At 48.2% G+C, this 22,873-nt stretch carries 25 protein-coding genes; 12 read left to right on the top strand and 13 right to left on the bottom strand.

Annotated features, from left to right (window positions below; genetic code table 11):
• The first annotated feature begins 50 nt into the window (after positions 1–50).
• A complete protein-coding gene (locus tag AC5SLM_RS11070) occupies positions 51–314 on the top strand; it encodes a CBU_0592 family membrane protein (RefSeq protein ID WP_495251024.1) in 264 nt (87 codons plus the stop codon).
• Positions 315–331: 17 nt separating this feature from the next.
• Here the strand turns inward: AC5SLM_RS11070 and AC5SLM_RS11065 are convergent, their stop codons facing one another.
• From AC5SLM_RS11065 to AC5SLM_RS11040, 6 genes are all read right to left on the bottom strand, one after another.
• Positions 332–481, bottom strand: coding sequence for a hypothetical protein (locus AC5SLM_RS11065; RefSeq protein WP_495251023.1), 150 nt, complete (start codon positions 479–481; stop codon positions 332–334).
• A gap of 106 nt (positions 482–587) precedes the next feature.
• Positions 588–2,534, bottom strand: a complete 1,947-nt coding sequence (gene acs, locus AC5SLM_RS11060) for an acetate--CoA ligase (RefSeq protein WP_495251022.1) — start codon at positions 2,532–2,534, stop codon at positions 588–590.
• Between the two features lie 118 nt (positions 2,535–2,652).
• Positions 2,653–4,293 (bottom strand): cation acetate symporter, encoded by a 1,641-nt coding sequence (locus AC5SLM_RS11055; RefSeq protein WP_495251021.1) that lies wholly within the window; start codon positions 4,291–4,293, stop codon positions 2,653–2,655.
• Positions 4,290–4,604 (bottom strand): DUF485 domain-containing protein, encoded by a 315-nt coding sequence (locus AC5SLM_RS11050; protein ID WP_495251020.1) that lies wholly within the window; start codon positions 4,602–4,604, stop codon positions 4,290–4,292. The genes AC5SLM_RS11055 and AC5SLM_RS11050 overlap by 4 nt, the downstream gene beginning before the upstream one ends.
• Before the next feature lie 129 nt (positions 4,605–4,733).
• The gene (locus tag AC5SLM_RS11045) at positions 4,734–5,405 is read right to left on the bottom strand and encodes a response regulator transcription factor (protein ID WP_495251019.1); all 672 of its coding nucleotides are present in this window, start codon (positions 5,403–5,405) and stop codon (positions 4,734–4,736) included.
• A complete protein-coding gene (locus AC5SLM_RS11040; RefSeq protein ID WP_495251018.1) occupies positions 5,402–6,934 on the bottom strand; it encodes a sensor histidine kinase in 1,533 nt (510 codons plus the stop codon). Before AC5SLM_RS11040 ends, AC5SLM_RS11045 begins: the two co-directional genes overlap by 4 nt.
• A gap of 111 nt (positions 6,935–7,045) precedes the next feature.
• On the opposite strand from AC5SLM_RS11040, the gene AC5SLM_RS11035 reads away from it, so the two are divergent.
• Positions 7,046–8,023 carry an agmatine deiminase family protein gene (locus AC5SLM_RS11035; protein WP_495251017.1) on the top strand — a complete coding sequence of 326 codons (978 nt, stop codon included), beginning with the start codon at positions 7,046–7,048 and terminating at the stop codon, positions 8,021–8,023.
• Complete coding sequence (locus AC5SLM_RS11030) at positions 8,020–8,928, top strand: cation diffusion facilitator family transporter (RefSeq protein WP_495251016.1); 909 nt, start codon at positions 8,020–8,022, stop codon at positions 8,926–8,928. Before AC5SLM_RS11035 ends, AC5SLM_RS11030 begins: the two co-directional genes overlap by 4 nt.
• Here the strand turns inward: AC5SLM_RS11030 and feoB are convergent.
• Together feoB and AC5SLM_RS11020 are read right to left on the bottom strand one after the other, a co-directional pair.
• On the bottom strand, positions 8,914–11,013 hold the full coding sequence (feoB, locus tag AC5SLM_RS11025) for a ferrous iron transport protein B (protein WP_495251015.1): 2,100 nt from the start codon (positions 11,011–11,013) through the stop codon (positions 8,914–8,916). The two genes, AC5SLM_RS11030 and feoB, sit on opposite strands and share 15 nt — an antisense overlap.
• Positions 11,001–11,237, bottom strand: a complete 237-nt coding sequence (locus AC5SLM_RS11020) for a FeoA family protein (RefSeq protein ID WP_495251014.1) — start codon at positions 11,235–11,237, stop codon at positions 11,001–11,003. The genes feoB and AC5SLM_RS11020 overlap by 13 nt, the downstream gene beginning before the upstream one ends.
• 166 nt (positions 11,238–11,403) lie before the next feature.
• Here AC5SLM_RS11020 and AC5SLM_RS11015 point away from each other — a divergent pair, with 166 nt between their 5' ends.
• From AC5SLM_RS11015 to darH, 9 genes are read left to right on the top strand one after another with little or no spacing between them, the layout of a single operon-like run.
• Positions 11,404–11,655, top strand: a complete 252-nt coding sequence (locus AC5SLM_RS11015; RefSeq protein ID WP_495251013.1) for a phosphopantetheine-binding protein — start codon at positions 11,404–11,406, stop codon at positions 11,653–11,655.
• Positions 11,642–12,742, top strand: coding sequence for a beta-ketoacyl-[acyl-carrier-protein] synthase family protein (locus AC5SLM_RS11010; RefSeq protein WP_495251012.1), 1,101 nt, complete (start codon positions 11,642–11,644; stop codon positions 12,740–12,742). The genes AC5SLM_RS11015 and AC5SLM_RS11010 overlap by 14 nt, the downstream gene beginning before the upstream one ends.
• Positions 12,742–13,386, top strand: coding sequence for a beta-ketoacyl synthase chain length factor (locus AC5SLM_RS11005; RefSeq protein WP_495251011.1), 645 nt, complete (start codon positions 12,742–12,744; stop codon positions 13,384–13,386). The genes AC5SLM_RS11010 and AC5SLM_RS11005 overlap by 1 nt, the downstream gene beginning before the upstream one ends.
• Entirely contained in the window at positions 13,383–13,736 is a 354-nt protein-coding gene (locus tag AC5SLM_RS11000; RefSeq protein WP_495251010.1) for a hypothetical protein, read from the top strand. Before AC5SLM_RS11005 ends, AC5SLM_RS11000 begins: the two co-directional genes overlap by 4 nt.
• A 3-nt stretch (positions 13,737–13,739) precedes the next feature.
• Positions 13,740–15,041, top strand: coding sequence for an alpha/beta fold hydrolase (locus AC5SLM_RS10995; protein WP_495251009.1), 1,302 nt, complete (start codon positions 13,740–13,742; stop codon positions 15,039–15,041).
• A gap of 9 nt (positions 15,042–15,050) precedes the next feature.
• Positions 15,051–15,998 carry a dialkylresorcinol condensing enzyme gene (locus AC5SLM_RS10990; protein WP_495251008.1) on the top strand — a complete coding sequence of 316 codons (948 nt, stop codon included), beginning with the start codon at positions 15,051–15,053 and terminating at the stop codon, positions 15,996–15,998.
• Positions 15,991–17,130, top strand: a complete 1,140-nt coding sequence (locus tag AC5SLM_RS10985; RefSeq protein ID WP_495251007.1) for a beta-ketoacyl-ACP synthase III — start codon at positions 15,991–15,993, stop codon at positions 17,128–17,130. Before AC5SLM_RS10990 ends, AC5SLM_RS10985 begins: the two co-directional genes overlap by 8 nt.
• Positions 17,130–17,525, top strand: coding sequence for a DarG family dialkylresorcinol biosynthesis protein (locus AC5SLM_RS10980; RefSeq protein ID WP_495251006.1), 396 nt, complete (start codon positions 17,130–17,132; stop codon positions 17,523–17,525). The genes AC5SLM_RS10985 and AC5SLM_RS10980 overlap by 1 nt, the downstream gene beginning before the upstream one ends.
• Positions 17,522–18,508, top strand: a complete 987-nt coding sequence (gene darH, locus AC5SLM_RS10975; RefSeq protein ID WP_495251005.1) for a BtrH-related acyltransferase DarH — start codon at positions 17,522–17,524, stop codon at positions 18,506–18,508. The genes AC5SLM_RS10980 and darH overlap by 4 nt, the downstream gene beginning before the upstream one ends.
• Here darH and AC5SLM_RS10970 read toward each other — a convergent pair.
• Genes AC5SLM_RS10970 through AC5SLM_RS10950 form a run of 5 tightly spaced genes read right to left on the bottom strand, consistent with a single transcriptional unit; the run spans position 18,505 to position 22,715 of the window.
• Complete coding sequence (locus AC5SLM_RS10970; protein ID WP_495251004.1) at positions 18,505–19,302, bottom strand: hypothetical protein; 798 nt, start codon at positions 19,300–19,302, stop codon at positions 18,505–18,507. The genes darH and AC5SLM_RS10970 overlap by 4 nt on opposite strands.
• 7 nt (positions 19,303–19,309) lie before the next feature.
• A complete protein-coding gene (locus tag AC5SLM_RS10965) occupies positions 19,310–20,449 on the bottom strand; it encodes a beta-ketoacyl synthase N-terminal-like domain-containing protein (protein WP_495251003.1) in 1,140 nt (379 codons plus the stop codon).
• Entirely contained in the window at positions 20,449–20,715 is a 267-nt protein-coding gene (locus AC5SLM_RS10960) for a phosphopantetheine-binding protein (protein ID WP_495251002.1), read from the bottom strand. The genes AC5SLM_RS10965 and AC5SLM_RS10960 overlap by 1 nt, the downstream gene beginning before the upstream one ends.
• Before the next feature lie 12 nt (positions 20,716–20,727).
• Positions 20,728–21,858 (bottom strand): ABC transporter permease, encoded by a 1,131-nt coding sequence (locus AC5SLM_RS10955; protein WP_495251001.1) that lies wholly within the window; start codon positions 21,856–21,858, stop codon positions 20,728–20,730.
• A complete protein-coding gene (locus AC5SLM_RS10950) occupies positions 21,858–22,715 on the bottom strand; it encodes an ABC transporter ATP-binding protein (RefSeq protein WP_495251000.1) in 858 nt (285 codons plus the stop codon). The genes AC5SLM_RS10955 and AC5SLM_RS10950 overlap by 1 nt, the downstream gene beginning before the upstream one ends.
• Positions 22,716–22,873 lie beyond the last annotated feature (158 nt).

Below are 22,873 nucleotides of genomic sequence, written 5' to 3'. Positions count from 1 at the left end.
ATGTAACCCCCTCTTCTTTTCTTTCTGATTACTTTTTTAAGGAACCCACAGTGTTACTTTCTTTAGACGTATTTCAATGGATTGGTTTTTTTGGGATGGCATGCGTGGTGTATGCGTATTTTCTCATTCAAGCTGAAAAAGTCCACAAGAGCGATGCCCTCTACCAATGGCTCAACCTCATCGGTGCCATCTTACTCATCATTTCACTTTTTGTACATTTTAATTTGGGGTCGTTTTTGATCGAAGTATTTTGGATTGGAATCACTCTCTACGGAATGGTTAAAAGCCGAAGGAAAAAACGGGCAAACCCCTAAAGGCTTGCCCAAAGAGGCTAGTCTATCTCGATGCCATACTCATCAATCATAATATCTACAGCCACATTGTGACGCTTGGCAAGGACTTTGGTGAATTTATTATTTTTTACAAATTCAATAAATTCTGCAATCTTGTCTTCAAGCTCCTTCACCTGTTCTGCAGTCATATTATCCGGTTCGTACGTAATTTTCATGTCGACCACTTTATGATTTTTCATGGTACCCTCCAAAATTTTTGTCATTATACTTTTTCCATCTAATATTGGTGTGACACTAGGCCATGTTCTTGTAGAGCACTTCAATCTCTTCCACCACGCTTGGGTCCTCAAGGGTTGATGTGTCTTGGGTAATCGCTTCACCTTTAGCGATAGAGCGCAAGATACGGCGCATAATCTTGCCACTGCGCGTTTTAGGAAGTCCCGAGACCATCAAAATGTCATCAATCTTCGCAATCGGCCCAATCTCTTTAATGATAATCGTATTGAGTGATTTGAGAAGACTTATTTTATCTTCCTCTTTTTTGACAACCACATAAGCAAACACGCCTTCGCCTTTGATAGGATCAGGTCTTCCCACTACTGCCATTTCTGCTACATTGGGATGGTCACCAATAGCTGCTTCAATCTCCGCTGTGCCCATACGGTGTCCTGAAACGTTGATAACATCGTCCGTTCGGCCTGTGATGATGATGTACCCATCTTCGTCGTACATGGCCCCATCGCCTGTAAAGTAGACAGGTTTTCCATTCTTCTTGCAATCCCCAAAGTAGGACTTTTCAAAGCGTGCAGGGTCTCCCCAAATGTTGCGAATCATCGATGGCCACGGCTTTGTGATGCACAAGAAGCCCTTTTCGCCCACGGGCGTTGGGCTGCCCTCTTCGTCCATGATTTCTGCCATAATGCCTGGCAGTGGGAAGGTTGCGGATCCTGGTTTAATGGGTGTAGCCCCAGGAAGCGGGGTAATCATATGGCCGCCCGTTTCTGTTTGCCACCATGTATCGACAATCGGACAACGCCCGCCACCGATTTCATTGTAATACCACATCCACGCATCGGGGTTAATAGGCTCGCCCACCGTGCCCAATACCTTAAGACTGCTAAGGTCGTACTTGGCAGGCTCATCAGGCCCGAGTTTATGAAGCAAACGAATCGCCGTAGGCGCAGTGTAAAACTGGTTAATGCGAAGTTCTTCAATCATGTTCCACCAACGACCGATATTAGGATGCTGAGGCACGCCCTCGTACATCACTGTCGTTGCACCCATAGCCAAAGGTCCGTACACAAGGTAGGTATGCCCTGTAATCCACCCGATGTCTGCGGTGCACCAAAAGGTGTCATTTTCCTTCACATCAAACACGTGCTCCATGGTGTACTGCGCCCACAAGATATAGCCCGCGCTGTTGTGTTGCACCCCTTTGGGTTTGCCTGTACTGCCTGAGGTGTAAAGCAAAAAGAGCGGGTCTTCCGCGTCCATCACTTCGGGTTCACAGTGCTGAGACTCAAGGTGAATCAAATCGTTGTAAACAAAATCACGCCCCTCAACCATGTCAATATGTTCAAAGTTGCGCTTTACTACCAAGACTTGCTTGCACACCTCGCCCGCACCTTCTTCAAGGGCTTTATCGACCATGGGTTTTAGCAAATACGGCGTGCCACGTCGGTAAGCACCATCAGCTGTGATGACAAGTTTGGCTTCCGCGTCAATGATGCGGTCTTTGAGCGCTTCGGCCGAAAACCCTCCAAACACCACCGAGTGAATCGCGCCAATCTTTGCACACGCTAGCATGGCAAAAGCGGCTTCTGGAATCATGGGCATATACAGCACCACGCGGTCACCTTTTTTGATACCAAATTTATGCTTGAGCAAATTGGCAAAACGGTTGACACGGTAGTAAAGCAACAAGTAGGGAATAATACGGCGCGAACCGTCTTCCCCCTCCCAAATGATAGCGGCTTTGTTTTTTCGGGTTTTGAGGTGACGCCCGATGCATTGGTGCGTAACGTTGAGCTTACCACCCAAAAACCACTTGTAAAAAGGGGGGTTGCTTTGGTCGAGCACCGTATGAAACGGCTCAAACCAATCGAGTTTTTCTTGGGCTAACTTGCCCCAATATCCCTCATAATCTTCATTCGCTTGCAAGCGTAGCTCTTTGTACTCACACATATTTTTAATGCGTGCCTCTTTCGCAAAGGCGCGATTGGGTTCAAATATTTGTGACATTAGCACTCCTTTGGTAAATTTGCCTAATGATGTCTTTTGAAGGCATCACCTCTGTTTTCACACAAAAAAAAGAGGTGATGCCTTCAAAAATCTCCGAAGAGAACCTTTACATGTAAGCCTAATGGCTCAGCGTTCCTTCTGCTCCGATTCCCGTTTGTGAACGCACAAATTGGTCTTCGTAAGCCAATTTTTCTTTTTGCGCTGACGCACTGGTATCAAGGGTAGAAAACAACCAAATCCCAAAAAACGCCACACTCACTGAAAAAAGTGCGGGGTATTGGTAAGGGAAAATCGCCTTTGACGCATCCCCGTGGAAAATCTCACCCCAGACGATGGGGCCTAAAATCACCAACACTATGGCCGTAGCCAGCCCCAAACTTCCCCCAACAACCGCGCCACGCGTGGTTAATCCTTTCCAATACATCGAAAGAAAAAGGATAGGGAAATTCGCACTAGCAGCAATCGCAAAGGCGAGGCCAACCATAAACGCAATGTTTTGATTTTCAAACGCAATGCCAAACACAATCGCTAGCACACCAATGCCTACTGTGGCGTATTTGGAGATGCGAATCTCTCGCATTTGGTTCACTTCGCCCTTAGCCCATACACTGGCGTACAAATCATGGCTAATGGCCGAAGCGCCAGCCAAAGTAAGCCCCGAAACCACGGCCAAAATCGTTGCAAAAGCCACTGCGGAAATAAAGCCTAGAAACAAATCCCCGCCAACAGCGTGGCTTAAGTGAATCGCCGCCATATTATTCCCACCAAACAAATCGCCACTCACGCTGTCCATGTACGCAGGGTTTCCCAGCAACAAGACAATCGCTCCAAAGCCAATAATGAAGGTTAAAATGTAAAAATACCCAATAAACCCTGTCGCGTAAAAAACCGATTTGCGCGCTTCTTTAGCGTCTTGCACCGTGAAAAAACGCATCAAAATATGGGGCAAGCCTGCGGTGCCAAACATAAGCGCAATCCCAAGGGAGATGGCCGAAATGGGGTCGCTCACCAAACCGCCTGGTTGCATGATACTCACATCATTTTTAATTTCCACCGCACTTGCAAACAGCCCTTCGATGCTAAAATCCACGTGCATCATCACCACAAAGGCCATGAAACTCGCGCCCAAGAGCAACAACACCGCTTTGATAATTTGCACCCATGTGGTGGCAAGCATCCCCCCAAAGGTCACATACATCACCATCAAAAACCCAACCAACACCACCGCAAGTTCATAAGGAATCCCAAACAACACTTGGATGAGTTTCCCTGAGCCTACCATTTGGGCAATCAAATACAAAATCACTGTCGCAATCGACCCAAAGGCCGCAAGGGTGCGAATGGGCATCTGGCGTAAACGGTAAGACGCCACGTCTGCAAAGGTGTATTTGCCAAGGTTGCGCAGCTGTTCTGCAACCAAAAATAAAATCACCGGCCACCCCACTAAAAACCCGATAGAATAAATCAACCCGTCATAGCCTTTGAGGTACACTAGCCCAGAAATGCCCAGAAACGACGCGGCCGACATGTAATCCCCCGCAATCGCAAGGCCATTTTGAAACCCCGTAATGCCCCCGCCCGCGGTGTAAAAATCTTTGGCGGTTTTGGTGCGTTTTGCCGCCCAATACGTGATGCCAAGGGTCCCGCACACAAAGGCCAAAAACATCACAACCGCAGCAATATTTGCCCCTTTTCCCTCCATGGCATCCGCGCCAAAGGCGTACAGTGTCCCCATACCCAAAAGCAACACCACTCTCATGCCTCACCCCTTGCTTCTTCTTTGATTTCGCGCGTAAGGGTGTCAAACTCGCTATTGGCTCTTTGCACGTAGATGCCCGTAAGTATAAAAGCCAGTAAAATGAGTCCAACCCCAACAGGAATACCAAGGGTCATCACGCCCTCCCCAAGGCGTATGCCAAGCACTTCAGGGGAAAAGGCGATAATGAGAATAAAGGTGTAATAAAATCCTAGCATCACAGCAGCAAGGCTCCATGCTAAGCGGGAGCGTTTTTGAACAAGAAGTTGGAACTTTGGATTGGCCCTGACGCGGGCGTAAATCTCTTGATTCACGAGCTCTCCTTAAATCATTCATAGGAAAAACTGTACCAAACAGACGTAGCAAAACCGTAGCATTTCCATGAAGTGAGAATAATCTACACAGTATTTTCTCTTATCATGGGTAGGCGAGTAACAAAGGGGTCAATTCTGGCGATAGTAACGGCTCACCTTGTATCCAATTCCTTTAATATTTACTATAAAATCCTCTTTTAATAATTTTCTAAAACGGCTAATTTCCGCGCGAATGGTCGCGTTATCCACAGGTTCATCATTCCACACAAAACTGCGAAAGCGCTCAAAATCCACAATAGCATCAATGTTTTCGCACAAAAGCGTCAGGATTTGGCGTTGTTTTTTCGTTAGGCTCACAGGTGTTTTGTGAAAATAGAGCTCTTCTTCTTCCTTAAAATATCGGTAACCTTCGCTTAAAATCACGTGGTTGGGGTTTTTGATTTGAAATTCCCGCTTGATTTTATCCACCCGAAGTCCTAATTCCTTAAGATGAAAGGGTTTTTTGAGGTAATCTGCCGCGCCCAGTTCAAAGGCTTGGGAAATTTTTTCAATATCAATGAGCGCACTGATAAAAATCACAGGCGCTACAACCCCCAAGTTTTTCATGCGATCGGCCAACTCAAGGCCCGTGAAACACGGAACGTTAATATCAAAAATCAACAAATCAAACCGCTCTTTTTCAAGGTGCTCCAAGGCCACAGCCCCGTCATTAACCCCTACCACATGATGGCCCAAATCACGCAAATACTCTTCGATAGTCCGACACAGCATGATTTCATCTTCGAGCAATAAAATCTTCACACACGCTCCTTTGCAAAACGGTACTCAAACACGGTGACACCCTCGCAAGAGCGCACGCAAATCTCGACGCCATGGGCATCACAAATCTCCTTAACGATATTAAGCCCCAACCCAAATCCGCCTCTGGCCTTATCTTCGCGGTAGTAGCGCTCAAACAATTTTTCAGGATGAGCAATAGTATTGCCCCTGTTGGTGATGCGCAACACGCAGTGCGCCGTTTCATCCAAAAGCTCCACCTCAATCTTGGTACCAACCTTGGCGTATTTGATGGCATTTGAGAGGTTATTGTCCACAATCCGTTGCAATTCCACCTCGTTAAACCTTACATGTAAGCCCTCACCTGCCTTACATGTAAAGAACACATCATTCCCCTCGGCAACATCTTGAAAATAGGCCAAACGCTCTTGCAAAAACGCTCCTAAATCTAAGGTGTTTTGGGGGTATTGGGCGTGGTGTTTTTTGACCACGTACCCCAAGTCTTCGTAAATATTTTCCAACACCTTCGCCGCCGCTTCAATCTTAGTTAGATAGGGAGTTTTGGGGAGTTTGAGGTTGTGCAATTCGATATTCATCATCATGATGGTCAGTGGCGTGTTGATTTCATGAATGGCATTATTGACAAAGCGGTCTTGCTGTTCTAAAAGCTCGTGCGTATAGGCGATGGAGCGTTGCAGGGCACTGGTTTTTTCCTCAACGATTTTTTCAAGATTGGTATTGAGCGCGATGAGGTCACGGTTTTTTTCTCTGATTTTTGCAATCATCGCATTGGCATGCATGGAAATTTCTTTAAATTCTACAAAGGTCACCGCTCGCTCGTCTACAAATTGGTACGTTCTGGGTGCCTCCTTAAAGGCGGCATCAATCGCCCGAATGTCTTTGGTAATGCGCTGGGTCAAATAGCGGTATTTTAACAAACCCGCCACGTACAAAAACAAGGTCAACGTCCCAATCTTCAGCACAAACGCCATAATCTTTTGCTGCGATTCTTCTTTTTTTGCCTCCACCACGCCAAGAAGGCCATCAAGATAAACCCCGCTTGCTACCCGCCAACCCAAGGGTGCTACCTCACGCACGAACAACAATCCTGGCATCCCCCCTACGGTAAATTCGTGCATCCCTTCGGCTTCCAAGCCCAGTACATGCTCCAAAAAGGCATCTTTGCCCTCGCGAGTAACAAAAAAATGTTCAGGATTGTACAGCACCTGCCCCTTATCTGTCACCACCAAGGCAAAGGTGTGGCGTCCTGCAACCACACTTTTCATGAAAGCGTGCATGGCTTCAGGAAGCTCCTCTTGGGGAAATCTATTTTGCAAAAAACCCAACACGCGCACAAGCTTCAACGCTTCATCAACGCTGTGTTCTTTTTGGGTGGCAATGTAGCGCTCTTTGGCTTCGTGGATTTGTTTTTCCACCTCTTTGCTTTCATTGAAAATCACCACAAATGCGGAGGTTGCGGCGAAGATGGCGGCGAAGATCATGACAATAAGAGTGGTTTGATGAATGCTGGGTTCTTTCAAGTATCTTAACAACGCTTGCCCTTGGTGAAAGAAGTGGGTTGATTGTAACACAACTTGGGCTAAAGCGGGTTGACAAAGCAAGGGGCCTGCGTTAAAATTCGGCACTAACACACAAGGAAACCGATGAACCGATTACCCGCCGAGTGGGAACCCCACGAAGCCCTCCTCTTAGCCCTTCCCCACGAAGATACCGACTGGAACCCTTACCTTGAAGAAATCACAGAAGCTTACGAGGAATTTTTACAAGCCATCACCCGTTTTGAGCCGGTTGTTCTGCTGTGCAAAGATGCCAAAAAAGCCAAAAAACGCTTGGGCCATTTGCCCAACCTGCAACTCGTACAAGCCCGTTTTAACGACACGTGGATTCGAGATTTTGGGCCCATTGACGTGGAAGAATCAGGCCTCATGCGGGCTTATGATTTTACCTTTAATGCCTGGGGAGACAAGTTTGGAAGCTCCCTAGATAACGCCATCACCGAATTTTTGCACGCCAAAAGGGTCTTAGCGGGTACATGTAAGAAAATAGACCTGATTTTAGAAGGGGGAAGCATCGAGAGTAACGGCGAGGGCGTGTTGCTCACCACCAGCACCTGCCTTTTAAATCCTAACCGAAACTGGATGCTCTCCAAAGAAGCCTTAGGGGAAAAACTCGCCAAACTTTTTGGCTTAGACAAAATCCTCTGGCTTGATGATGGACACCTTGAAGGGGATGACACCGACGCGCACATCGACACCCTTGCCCGTTTTATCACGCCTGATACCATCGCGTACGTTACATGTAAAGACCCCAATGATAGCCATTTTGGGCCCTTAAAAAAGATGGAGGAAGAGCTCAAACGCACCCATTTTTCCCTACTTCCCCTCCCACTTCCCACGCCCATCTTGTACGATGACCACCGCTTACCCGCTACCTATGCTAACTTCGTCTTTGTTAATGGCGGACTCATCGTACCTACGTACAACCAACCCAGTGACGCTGTTGCCCTAAAAGCCCTGCAACATGCCCTACCGCACCTTGAAGTAGTCGGCGTAGATGCGAGGGTTTTTATTCGCCAACACGGCAGCCTTCACTGCGCGTGCATGCAACGTTTCGCACGATGACCCTAGCCCGCAAAGCCACCCTTGTTAGTACCGCAACGGCGACGCTTCTTGTGTTTATCAAGCTCGCTGTGGGGCTTGTTAGTGGGTCTGTGGCCGTTTTAGCTTCTGCCATTGACTCAGTACTTGACCTCATCGTCTCGGCGTTTAATTATTTTGCTATTCATAAATCCGAAGCCCCGCCTGATGAGCTTTTTAACTACGGACGCGGGAAAATCGAAGCCTTGGCCGCGGTGATTGAGGGAACCATCATCGCTATTTCAGGTGTGTTTATTTTTTACTCGGCACTCAAAAAAGCCTATGATGGCACAGTGATGACCCACGTGGACATCTCAGCACTTGTCATGCTCGCCTCCCTTTGCATCACCGTTGCGTTGGTGCTTTTTTTGCGCTATGTGGCGCACAAAACAGGGAGTCTTGTCATCAAGTCTGACGCCCTTCATTACCAAACCGACGTTTTTAGTAACGGGGCGATTCTGTTTTCCCTAGGCGTGGTCTATTTCACCGAATTTGAACTGATTGATTCCATCGTAGGTGTGGGTATCGCTTTGTACATCATCCACTCTGCTTACAGGCTTGTAAAAGAAGGGGTGTACATTTTGCTTGACGCGGCACTGGAAGAAGAAGTGGTAGAGCGCATTGTGCATATCATCGAAGAAGAGGCGGATGTGAGCAGTTTTCACAACCTCAAAACCCGCCGCTCTGCCCACACAAGCTACGTGGATGTGCACCTTGTTTTTAACGCCAAAATATCCCTCTTGCAAGCCCACGCAGCCACGGATAACATCGAAGCAAAAATCCGCGCCATCAAAGAAGACGAGGTGTGGGACATGAACATCCACCTCGACCCCTATGATGACTCCAAAGAAGAAGAAGCACTGCGCGAGGCGACACTAGCTCAACAATAACGCCACGCGGTAGACAACAAAGGAAGCACTCCACGCCACGGCGGTCGTAAAGAGGATGAGGTATCCCAAATAACGGTAGCTTCCTGATTCCTTAGTAAAGACCACCGTAGCCGCAAGGCACGGCAAGTAAAACATAACAAAGGTGATGAACGACAAGGCCACAGGAAAGGGAATGCTTGCTTGCAAGACACCCATGAGTCCCTCGCTTTCTTCATCCACCTCTTCCCCAAGGGCATAGAGCACCCCCATGGTGGAGATGATGACTTCCTTGGCCGCCAATCCCGTCTCAAGAGCTACGGTCAGTTTCCAGTCAAATCCCAAAGGGGCAAACAAAAACTCTGTGGATTGGCCAATGCGCCCCAGGTAACTTTGAGCCAACAAGGCTGATTGCAGTTCATTAGCAAGGGTTGCTTGCTCTTCTTCTAGGGCTTGTTCGATTTTAAGCTCATACGTACTCTCTAAGTCTTCGTTTTTAGGGTAACTGCTCGCAAACCACACCAGCACAGACGCCGCCAAGATAAACGTTCCTGCTTTTTTGAGGTACATAAGGGATTTACCCATCACCGTGTGCCATACCAGTTTTGCGGAAGGTAAACGGTATTTTGGCATCTCCATAACAAAAGGTTCGTCTTTGCCCTTAAACACAAAGGCTTTGAGGACTTTTGCGGCCACAAGGCCTAAAAGTGCGCCCGCAATGTAAATCACAAACAGCACATTTCCCGCCTTTTCAGGACCAAAAAATGCCCCCGCAAAGAGCACATACACGGGCAACTTTGCCCCACAACTCATAAACCCGATGATAAAGAGCGTAATCAAACGGTCTTTATCGTTTTTAAGGGTGCGCGCGGCCATGTACGCAGGCACTGAACACCCAAACCCCGTGACAAGGGGGATAAACGACTTGCCATGCAGACCGAAGCGGTGAAAAAAGCCATCCAGCAAAAAGGCTACGCGCGCCATGTAACCCGTGGTTTCTAAAAGCGCGATGCCAAAAAATAAAATCATAATATTGGGCAAAAACATCACCACAGCCCCCACGCCCGCGATGGCGCCATCAGCAACCAGTGAGCCTAACTCTCCATCGCCAAAAATCACCCGCGCTTGGTCGCCAAAGTACCCAAAAAGCGCATCAATCATGTCCATGGGCACAGCGCCTAGGGTAAAGGTGAGTTGAAACAATCCCCACATAAAAAACAAGAAAATAGGAATGCCAAAAAACTTATGAATAAGCACCCCGTCAATCTTTTCAGTCATGGTTTTTTGCTTTTTAGGCATCGTCTCACACACTTCCGTGACCGCCCCTTTGGCATACGCGTAGCGCTCTTCTGAAAAAATTTCCACGAGGTTTTTGGTGTCATAATGCACGTACAGATGCTCTAGCGCTTCTTGAAGCACGGGTAGCACCTCAATCCACACGGGCTCATTGCGCAACTCTTGGTACAGCGCTTTGTTCTCTTGAAGCAACTTCACCGCCACGTCGCGCGCGGAGAGTTTGGCGTGGGCAAACCCTTTTTCACCCAAAAGGGTCACAAGACGGTCTATCTCTTCTTCCACGGGCTCCGAATAACTCATCTTTGGGGCTTGGTGTGAGGTTTTAATGGTAGTCAAACACGTCTCTATGAGCGCTTCTATCCCTTCTTTTGTAAAGGCGGAAACTGGCATACAAGGGATGCCAAGGATGCCGCTAAGCTGCTCATGGTCGATGGAAATTCCCTCTTTTTTGGCCTCATCACTCATGTTAAGCGCGACCACCATTTTATGGTTAAGCTCCATGAGTTCTGTGGTTAAAAGCAAGTTGCGCTCAAGGTTGGTAGAATCTACCACGTTTAAAACAAGGTCATAGGGCTCTTCTTCTAAAAAGCGTTTGGTTACCCGCTCTTCAAGGGTATAATCCCCTAGCGCGTAACTTCCAGGTAAATCGATGATGCGTATCTCATCTTCCCCGCGTGTCAACACCACTTCGGCTTTTTCGACCGTTACACCCGAAAAGTTTCCCACCCGAAGGTTAGCATTACTGATGGAATTAATGAGCATACTTTTGCCCACATTGGGTTGCCCCACTAGGGCGATGGTTAGAGTGGACATACGGGAGTCACTTGGATGGTTTTGGCTTCTTCACGGCGCAGGGCAATCATCGTTCCACCCACTTCAATCTCTATGGTGGCGTTGGTTGCGCTCGCCGCTTTGACGCAAAGTTCACTGCCCCTGCGCACCCCAAAGGAAAAAAACCGTTGTTTTAGCTCTTCTTTTGCATCGATACAAGTAATCACCGCCGCAACACCCACAGGAAGGGAATCTAGTGTCTTCATTTAAACCTTTCTTTGTGATTGATAATTAATTTCAGGATTTTATCCCTCCGACTCTAAATTTCTCCTGAGAATGGGGAATATCACCTTTACATGTAAAAGTATTTTAGTCATAATAAAGATAACTTTAAGTAAACTTCCCCATAAAAAATTTGCAAGGAATTCCCTCATGGTAAGCACCCAAACGCTTAAAGAAGTGATCATTAGAAATCTTAAACTTGAAGACATTACTCCTGATGATATTGACGACACGATGGCACTTTTTGGCGAAGAAGGGCTTGGACTTGACTCGGTTGATTCCATTGAGCTTGTCCTTGCTGTTGACAAAGAGTTTGGCGTAAAAATTGCCGATTCTAAACACTACGAAACGATTTTTGCAACCGTAAAGAGCTTGGCTGATTTTATCAATGCCCCACAATAAGGCCTACATCAACCACACCCACGTTGTCTGTTGTGCGGGCGAAACAAATGAGGCTCTTTTTCACAACATCTGCACCCACGCTTCGGGCATTTCTTGCGTTGAAAAAGACCCCGGTGGCAAAACGGTCGCACTAGGAAAAATCCACACGCCTTACGCTATTGACACCTTGTTACACCTTACATGTAAGAAGGTTTTGAGTGAGAGCAATTTGACGGATTTTTCTGACACACTCTTGTTGGTTGGCTCTTCGGTGGGAGGGATGCAGCACAGTGAAATGCTCTTTTTCCAAGACCACCACTACAAACACATCACCCCTGCCTTGCATACCATCGATGCCATCGCGCACCGCTTAAAACCCTTTTTTACCTTTAAGGATGTTTTTTCCTTTTCTACCGCGTGCACCTCTAGTGCTAATGCCCTTGGTTTTGCCCTTGAAGTGCTTCAAAAAGGACTTTTTCACAATGTTTTAGTGGTGGGCTTTGACACCCTCTCCCAAACAACCATCCATGGTTTTGATGCCCTTGGCGTGCTCGCATCCGCCCCTTGTAAGCCTTTTGACACCCACAGAGAGGGCATGAACGTGGCCGAGGGTCTTGGGGTGTTACTCCTTCAAGACACGCCCCACGAACACAGTGTGGAGCTTGTAGGCGTAGGCTACAGCTGTGACGCACACCACATGACCCAACCTTCCCCTGAGGGACGAGGGGCCCTTGCGGCCATGCGCCAAGCCCTTGGTACCCTTGACCCGCAAGCCGTGGAGTACATTAACGCTCACGGTACAGGCACCCTTGCTAACGATGCTAGCGAAGCGATTGCCATTAGCGCCCTTTTTGGAAACCGCCCCTTTGTCAGTTCTACCAAATCCATCACGGGCCACACTTTGGGTGCTGCGGGGGCCATCGAAGCCATCATTTGTACCCAAGCATTACTCCAAGGGCGCGTTCCTCCCAACACCAATCTACAAGACCCCATCAGCCAAGACCTCACCTTTCCCACCAAGGCCATTGATACACCTTTGCATTACGCCTTAAGTAACTCCTTGGCCTTTGGGGGCAACAACACTTCCCTTTTGTTTGGACGCGCCTAATGGCCTTACATGTAGAGATTTTAAAAAGCGCGTACTTACTAGGAAATCCAACGATTGAGACCCTTCATACAGCCACTCTTGTGCCCAACATGCTCATGCGCCGGCGGCTCACACGAAGCGCAAAAATCGCTATCGAATTACTCTCCAAACTCGACCTCACCACGCGCCACCGCATGGTTTTTGGCAGTGCCTTTGGGGAGCTTGGCGCTTCTGCGGCCATCTTAGATGCCCTCAAAGACCACAACGCCCCAAGCCCAACCGATTTTCAAAATTCTGTCTACAACACTCCGGCTTCCTATGTTTCCATTCTTGAAGGAAACCATCACGAAAGCATGACCCTCTCTTGCGGCGACTCCACCGCAACAGCCATTCTTAAAATGGGTGCTATTAAAGCCATGGACGGAGATGCCCTTGTGCTTGTGTGCCTTGAAGCGTTAAACATTCCCCGCATTGACCAAGTCAACCGTTGTATTGACGTCTTAGAGGGCGGTGTTGCGCTGCTTGTCCGACACACCACCAAAGAGGCCAACCTCACCTTACAACCTAGCACCACCAAAGGGGTGAGCGCGTCCCTTAGCCACATGCTCTACATTGCCCAACACGCCCCTTCCCTTTCCACTCCCGTGCTAAAGATAGACCTGTGAACCTTCCTCACCTTCCCCCCGTGCGTTTTGCCCAAACCCTCTTAAGCCGCCACGCCAAAGAAGCGCGGGTGCAGTGTGTTTTTCCCACGCCCCCTACTCTCCCCATGCTCGTGGAAGCCGCGGCGCAATCTACCGCTGCTTTTAGAGAAGAAGGGAGTCCTCTCATGGGCTTTTTGGTGATGTGCAAAGAGGTGCAAGCCCACGCAAAACCCACAGACACCACGTGCATTTTGTGGATTGAAGAACGGTTGTGTCTAGGGGAGATGTCGGAATTTGCCTTCAAGGCACTCTTGCAAAATGACACCCTTTTGGCGACAGGCTTTGTCACCATCGCCCACCCCAAAGGGTAACCCATGCGTGTCCTTGTTTTAGTGGCGTGGTGTTGGGTTTTTGCCTTAGGCGAGACCACTTTTTTTACCAACGACCCCGTCTTTCACGCCACAACCCCTGTGCACACCGCAGGAAACCCCAACAATCCCCCTGTTGTCTTGGTGCATGGCCTTGGAGATGAAGCCTCTACTATCTGGGATGCTACTGTGAGGTTTTTGGAAAAAGAGTTTTACGTGGTGCGTTTTGATTTGCCAGGCTTTGGGGAGGCTTCCAAGGGAAACCATCTCTACTCTCCTCAACACTACAGCACTTTCTTGCACCACCTCACCAAGCACTACCTCGGGCGTCCTTTTCACCTCATCGGGCATTCCATGGGAGCGGCTATTGCCCTACACCACACCCACACTTACAGCGCAGACGTGCGTAGCCTTGTGCTTATCAGCGCGGCGGGGATTTTGCACCCTAAAGCCTACAGCAATTTTATCATCAACCAAAAGGCAGAAAACTTTAGCCAAGACCACCTCCTAGGGGGGCACTTGCCCACCCACGCCCTAGGGCGTTTCTTACAGCGGGCCTCTACAGGTCTTAACACCTCCGCAATAGACCCTCAGAGTATTTTAAACTCAGAAAAACTACGCCAAACCCTCCTGCGAGGCAATCCTGCAAGCATCGCCGCCCTTGCCCTTGCCCACACCACCTTTAACGGTATCCCTGAGCGTGTTTTGCAAAATACCACCCTTATTTGGGGAGAAAAAGACGATGTTGCGCCCCTCCAAACAGGCTATGTCCTCCACAAACACATGCCCAATGTTGCCTTTTATACCCTCCAAGAGGCAGGCCATCTTCCCATGCTCACCCATGAAAAAGCTTTTTTTACTTTTTTAGAAGAACACTTCCACCACTTCGCTCCGACCCCTTGGCATGCCCCCGAACCAGCAGAACCTGTGCAAGCAGGAACCCTACAAAACACCAATGACCACATTCTCACAGGCACCTTTGAAACACTTGCCATCTACAACTCCCGCAATGTACTCATCCGCGATGCACACATCCGCTCCCTTGTCATCATCAACGCAGACGTGCGCATTGAAAACAGCACCCTTACCCCCTTTGCCGAACCCATACGCCTTCAAAATGCGCAAGTTTCCATCACTGCAAGTAAGATCTTAGGACGTATTCACCTGCACGCATCCACTCTAAACTTAGCCGGTGTTTCTCTTTACAGCGGTGCCCAAGAACCCTTTGTCGTCTCAAGACCTTCACGGTTTATCTACTCTTTATGCACCATTAACGACCACTTAGTGCACGGTCAAGAAACACGATAGGATGTGCCCATGAAACAGATTTTAGTCGTTTATTATTCCCAAAGCGGCCAACTTTCCCGCTTGGTTAAAACAGTTGTCGGGCCCTTGGAGGATGCTTGTGGGGTGGATTATTTGGAACTCAAACCTCTTAAACCCTTTCCTTTTCCGTGGGATTTTTTGACCTTCATGGGCACCTTTCCAGAAGCAGTGGCCCTCACGCCTTGCCCCCTTGAACCTTTTTCCTTACCCGAAAAACATTATGACCTTGTTATCTTGGCGTACCAACCGTGGTTTTTGTCACCCTCTATTCCCATGACCTCTTTTTTAACATCTGATTACGCTAAAAAAGTGCTGTTAAATACTCCTGTTATCACCCTCATTGGGTGCCGCAATATGTGGATTATGGCGCAAGAGAAGATGAAAACCCTCTTACAACCCCTTGGGGCAAAAGTGATTGACAATATCGTGCTAGTAGACCAAGGCAACGCGTTTGCCACTTTTATCACTACGCCGAGGTGGATGATGAGCGGGAAAAAAGATGCCCTGTGGGGCATTTTCCCTCAAGCGGGCATCAGTGAAACAGACATCGCTAAGAGTGTGCGCTTTGGGTATGCCATCAAAGCGGGGTTAGCCAATGACAAAGAGAAGTCTTTTTTGCCCTTATGCGAAGGTTTGGGGGCGGTTGAAGTCGACCAAAAACTCATCAACAGTGAAAAAATCGGCACCAAAAGCTTTCATATTTGGGGAAAATGCATTCAAAAATTCTCCAAAAAAGAAGAGGCAAAGCGAAAGGTGTTTATACTCTTTTACACACTTTTTTTAATCTTAATGATTCTTACCGTTGTTCCACTAAACATGCTCCTTCAAAGCATCCTGCGAAAGCTTAACAAAGCGCGGGTTTTGAAAGAAAAAGCATTTTACGAACGCCCTTCTGGCAACGGACAGCATCGCATAGAGGAATTTTTACCCAATGCCTAACGTTTACATCAATGACATTCAAGTATCTCTACCCAACGCGCCCATTAGCAACGACGAGATGGAAGCCTACCTTGGGTACATCGGCGGCAAAAAATCCAAGGCAAAAAACATTGTCTTGCGTAGCAATGGCATCAAACAGCGCTATTATGTCCTTGAAAAAGAGACCCAAATCCCTCTGTTTACCAACGCGCAACTCACCGCCAGTGCCATTACAAAACTCCAAAGTGCCACGTTCTCCCTTCATGAGCTTGCCTGCCTTTCCTGCGGCACTACCACCCCCGACCAACTCATGCCAAACCACACCCTCATGGTACACGGCGAACTGGGACTTCATCCCCTTGAAACCCTCAGTGCTTCGGGGATTTGCCTCAGTGGCATTAATGCGCTCAAATACCTCTACTATGGCATCAAAAGCGGAGAACTTCCCAATGGCATCGCCACGGGTTCTGAGGTCGTCTCACCCCTCTTGAGCGCAAAAAATTTCACCGAAGAATCCGCTTCGTGGGAACTTCTTGAAAAACAACCCACCCTTGCCTTTGAAAAGGACTTTTTACGCTGGATGCTCTCCGATGGCGCAGGCGCTATACTCCTTCAAAACACCCCCAATCCCAAAGGTATTTCCCTAAAAATAGAGTGGATTGAAGTGCTCTCTTACGCGGGAGAAATGCCTACATGTATGTACAGTGGCGGGGAGTTAAAAGAGGGAAAACTCATCAGTTGGAAACAGTACCCCCAAGAAGAAGTGATGGAAAAATCCCTCCTTAGCATCGGCCAAGATGTGAAGCTACTAAATGACAACATTGTCGAATACACCGTGGTTAAGCCCCTTCGCGCCATCCTTTCCAAGCGGAAACTTGCACCCACAGAAGTTGACTATTTTCTCCCCCATTACTCTTCGCATTTTTTCAAAGAGAAGCTTTTTGCGGGGCTACAAGAAGCCGAGTTTGAAATCCCTTATGAAAAATGGTTCACCAACCTCACCCAATGCGGCAACACCGGAGCCGCGTCCATTTACATCATGCTTGAAGAACTGCTTCGCACCCGCGCGCTTTGCAAAGGCCAAACCCTTTTGTGTTACGTTCCCGAGAGTGGACGTTTTTCAACGGGCTTCATGCTTTTAAAGGTTGTGTAGTGGCGACGCGCATTGACATTCCTCAAGAACCAAACGCGACCTTGGAGGGCATTCAAAAGGTCATGTACGCTACCGATGAAGAAGGAAACTTTCACAAATACAACTACGGCAGCAGCGTTGAAGAGTTTGCCACCAAAGTCGCCGTGGAAGAATACGAACTTCAACAACGCACAGCCCTTGAACAATTCCGCCAAGGCGACGCCTCGCCCCTTTTGTATTACATGTACGCCAACCGCATGGACGTGCCCACCCTAGCAAGCGCGGTGGGTTTTTTTGCCTTTCGCGTCAAACGGCACCTGCGCATGAAACATTTTAAAAAGCTCAACGATGCCACCCTTGGCAAATACGCCGCGCTTTTTAACCTCTCTTTACAAGAACTCAAAGACTTCTCATGACCTTTTCCCATACCCAATCCGCCCACTGCGAAAGCGGTGCCCTCTCAACCTTGCTTAGCGCCTACGGCTACCCCATTAGTGAACCCATGATTTTTGGCCTCACCAGTTCCCTTTCCTTTGCTTTTTTGCCCATTGTGAAAGTCAACGGCTTGCCCCTCATCGCGTACCGAAGCTTGCCCAAAACTATCATCAAACGCACCCAGAATGCCTTACATGTAAAGATGCAAAAACACCATTACACCTCTCCTGCACAAGCAGATGAACATCTTGCAACGCTTTTAGAAGAGGGGAAGATTGTCGGGCTACAAACAGGGGTGTATTATTTGCCTTATTTTCCCAAAGAGATGCGGTTTCATTTTAATGCCCACAACCTCGTAGTTTACGGCGTAGAGGGAGAAGAGTACCTCATCTCCGACCCTGTATTTGAAGCACCTGTGCGGTGTAAAAGAGAGGACTTGATGCGTGCGCGCTTTGCCAAAGGTGCCTTTGCGCCTAAGGGGTTTTTGTATTACCCGCAAACCCAAACCAAGGAGCCAAACCTCCCCTTTGCTCTGCAACGCGCCCTACGCCAAAATGCCAAAACCATGCTCACGCCTTTTCCTTACGCGGGCGTCAAAGGGATGGAAAAACTTGCCCAAAAAATTGCCACCTTGCACCAAGAATCCAACCCAAGACACATCAAAAATTTCCTCACTCACATCATTCGCATGCAAGAAGAGATAGGCACAGGGGGCGGGGGATTTCGGTTTATGTATGCCGCTTTTTTGCAAGAGGCAAAAGCGTACGGACTCAATGGGGACATGCTCGACGAAGCACAACAATGCCTAATAGACTCAGGCAACACTTTGCGCCGTTTTGCCCTTGCCTGCGCTCAAGCAAGCAAGGAGACGCGCCTCCTTGCCTCCCTAAACCCCTCCGCCCTTTTGCAAGAAGCGGCAACGCACGAAAAAAGGGGATTTACCCTTTTGAAAAAAATCCATTAGGAACACTGTTTTATTCCTATAGCTATCATTTTTCCAAGGCTATCTTGGCTTACATGTAAGAAACTGTTTTGCCCCAATGCTTTGGCTAAACTCATCGTTGTGAGGGTTTTGTTAGCATGTTTAAGCCCTGCTAACAATGCCGTATTTTTAGCGGCAAAAGCGCTTACATTGACCCGCGTGTAACCAAAACAATCTTCCTTAAGCAACCCTTGCATGTTCGTTTCTTGAAACATCACCGCTTCCGCCTTAGCTCCTTTGGGCTGGGTGGTTGCATAAAACCACATGCTTTTATCCACGCATCCCTCCGCCACATTGGTAATGCAGTGTTCAAACCTTGGCACCCCCAAAAGCGTTTCATCCACAAGCCCCACCAAAACAGCCTCCACCTCCCCTGCCCTCATGTCCACATGGGCAAGATGCAGGGCTTTTTCCAAGGAAACATCATGGGAGGTTAACATCATGTGCCGTCCTTGCAACCCCAAGGCTTTGGCCACGTAAAAACTGGCATTGGTGTTTAAGCCCAGAAAATCAAAAGGGGCAAGATACCCCTTTTGCATCTGTCCCAACACCCCCATCAAACTCCCCACGGGGCCATACTCTGTCGCCACGTAGACGTGGGTATTTTTTGACAACGCAACGCCTGTGTTGCACTGGAGGGCACCATACACCGCCAGTAAATTAAAGCGATTTGCGCGGCGCATGCCCACTGGAGTTAATTTTGCCACCTCTTGCTTGTACGCTTGAGTAGAGCGGGTCTGGTCCAAGAGTTCATAATCTGCGTGAAAAAACATCACAACCCTCTTATTGATTGCTTAACACAATGGCGGTATTGCTTCCACCAAAGGCAATAAAATTAAATAAAAATGTGGCTTTTTTAAGGTCTTTTAACGGGGTGCGCAAGGGGGCAAAATCCAACATTGGCGTTTCAAAACCCAACACTGCAGGCACAAACCCTTCCTTTGCGCATGCTAGCATCAAGGCGATTTCATTAGTACCACTCGCCCCTAATGTGTGGCCCAAAAAAGGCTTCATGGCACTCACTGGCGAGGTACAGCCATGGACGTGAAACAACTTCAACAGCGCATTCACTTCTGAAACCGTATTGTTCTCACTCCCTGTTGCGTGCGCCTTGATAGCATCTACTTCGCTCAAGGAGATGCCCGCATCCTCTAGCGCCCCATGCATGGCCTCAAAGATAGGAACGCCTGAGGGGTCGCTGGTGGTTTCACTGGTGCTGTCGCAATTGCTTGCCGAACCCATGTAGTAAAAATCATCCGCGTGCCTAGGAGAGGTTTCAAGAAGCAAGACCGAACACCCTTCCCCTAAAATAATCCCGTCGCTTCTGCGGTCAAAAGGGCGGTACATGCCCTCCTTTGAAAGTAAAAGCAAGGAGGAAAATCCCTCAAAAGTCGCCCGATTAAACAGCTCAACACCAAGCACTAACGCCCGCTTGATAGCCCCTTGGCGAAGCATCTTTGCCCCATAGCACAAGGCGTTGGCGCCAGACGTACACGCGGTGGAAAAGAGTACCGCCTTATGCCCTGAACCGACAATGCCCTCAACAAAACTGCCAAAGTGCCCATAGCCTAGATGTTCACACGCCCCCTCTTCACCCAAAGCAATGCGTGCTTCATAAGCAGCCTCGTTCACAGGCATGCTCATAGACGTCGAGCCAATAAAAATAGCTAACTCCTCGCACTCCAAGGGGCTAAGTCCTGCCGTTTTAATCACCTTGCGCACTTCTTCTTCAATCACCCCGTAAAATTTCTCTCGCGCGGTAGGATGCGGGGTTGGCATAGCATAGCACGTCTCATGATGGCGCAAGGTGCGAATCTCTTTTTCATAGCTTTCCCCATCAAGGCGAACGATGGTCTTTGCCACTTCTTGCACCGAAGCCCCCAAGGAAGAGCGCATGCTATAGCCCGTAATATAACACCTCATTAGCGTTTGCGCTCCTTATGTATGTACTCTGCAAGGGTTTGAACACTCACCATAATGGCGCGCATTTTTTTACTGTCCGTCACTTCAACCCCATAACGCTCCGAAAGGGCCATGGACACTTGCAGCGCATCGATAGAATCAAGCTGCAACGCGCCTTCCATTCCAAACAAAGGTGCCCCATCTTCTATCTCTTCAGGCGTAACGTCTTTTTCGCACGCTTCAATCATCAGCACCTTTAACTCTTGTTTTAATCCATCCAATTCCATCGCTTCCTCTCTTTAGCCTTTTTGTCGGCGTGTTATGGCGTAAGCTGCCCCTAAACACACCAGTGAAAATAAACACAACTTCACCACACTCCCGCCCACATCGCCCAGCGAAGCACCGCGCACCATCGCCCCCACAAAGGCATCCAGCGCCCAAAACATGGGAGAGGCTTGGGAAAGAACTTGCATGGATTCGGGCATCACCACCGTAGGCACCATAATCCCTCCAAGGGCGGCAAGAACGATGTTAAACGTCCCGCCTAACAAGGTAGCAACCTCCGTACTTGGGCTAATCACCGCGATCATCAACGCAAAAGAAATAGCAGCAAAAGAAACCGCAAATGAGGCCACCACTAGAGTGAGTCCATTGCCCTCAAACACAAAGGCTTCTCCCCCAAGAAGCGGCAACACGCCCACACCAACCGCCACCATCACCACCAGTTGCACTTGATTGATAAGAAAATAAGGAAGCATTTTTCCCACCATCAACAAAGATGGCGCAACATTGATGCTTTGGATGCGCTGCAATGTGCCCGCATTTTTTTCATTGATAAGCGTGTTGGAGAGAGGAATCAAAATAAAAAACATTGCAAAGATGAGCCACGAAGGAACACTGTGTTGCGCGGACGTCATGGTAATGCTCTGGGCGTTTTCTTGAACATAGACACTTTGAACCAAAATGCCCCCTATTTTTTCAGGGTCGATGCCCGCTTGTACCGCCAAGGCACGTGCCGCAACTTCCAAAGCCGTGCTTCGCAACACCCCCTCAAGTAGCACCACTTGTTGGTGTGCCATCCCTGCACGTGTGTAAAGGCGCAACGCGGGAGTTTCTCCTTCTTCTATCGCCACCGCAAACCCATAGCTTTTTTCCTCCAACAAGGCCTCTGTGGCACTTTTTCCCTCCACTTGGGTAAAGGCAAAAAAACGGTTCTCCCCAAGAGCTTTGACAAACGCTTCATGGGTACTAGAAGGGCCTTTTCCCACCAGTGCTACTTTTATTTTTACATCATAGTGTTGGGCATAGGTGTTCTCAAGAGCCAAAGACATCACCACAATAAACACCGTAGGCATCACAAACAACACCGCTAGGGCATGGGAGTTGCGGATGAGCAGCAGCCACTCTTTTTTTAAAATAGCCCCTAGCATTAGTCCCTCAACTCTTTTTGGGTAATGGCTAAAAAAATGCTCTCCATCTTGCTTTCTTGGGTATCTAAACGCACAATCTCTAGCCCTTTTTCACTTAGCCCCGTTGCAGTACGCGCTAAGCCATTGCCCAATAAATCCACCTCTTGGGTACTCCCATCACTGAGCACCGCCCGCACCTTGCCTTTTTTGCGTTCAAAAAAGGCTCTTTCTTCTTGAAAGACAATCTTTCCCCTATCTAAAATCGCAACTTCATCGCACAAATATTCCACTTCTTCCATATAGTGAGACGTGTAGACCACGCTCATAGCCCTGTCTTGGTTCATTGTTTTAATCATGTCTAAAATATAGCTTCGAGATTGGGGGTCAATACCTACTGTTGGCTCATCGAGGTACAAAATCTCAGGAGCGTGCAAAAGACCGATGGCAATATTTAAGCGGCGTTTCAAGCCCCCTGAGAGCACCCCTGCTCTGCTTTTTTGGTATCCTTTTAAGGAAACCACGTCCAAACAATACGCAATACTATGGCGTAGCTTTTCTTCTTCAAGGCCGTACAATTTGCCAAAAAACAAGAGGTTTTCCATAACACTAAGGGTGGGATAAAAAGCGTAAGATTGAGGAACATAGCCAGAAATAGCCTTAATAGCACTGCCGTGTGTGTCTAGCGAGTGACCAAGCACTTCAACTGTGCCGGAGGTTTTGGTCGTTAGTCCATTTAAAATGGAAATGAGGGTGGTTTTTCCTGCGCCGTTTGGGCCCAACAGTCCAAAGATGCTTCCTTTTTTTATTGTTAAATCTAGCCCTTCAAGCACACATGTCTTGCCGTAATACTTTGAAAGCCCTTTAATCCGAATCGCCATCCGCCATCTTTGTATTAAAATGAACTATGATTGTACTTAAAGCCTCCACAAACAAAGCTTTTATTGCCCCAAACATCACACGCCCAAAAGAAAAAGTGTCGTAATTTTAAGTTTTTTAATATGACGAAACTGATACTATAGTCAAAATTTTTACAAAA

It is taken from the genome of Sulfurospirillum sp. HTRB-L1, from assembly GCF_059415125.1.
The sequence above is the reverse complement of the archived record's forward strand: the minus strand, read 5'-3'. Positions and strand labels throughout refer to the sequence as shown.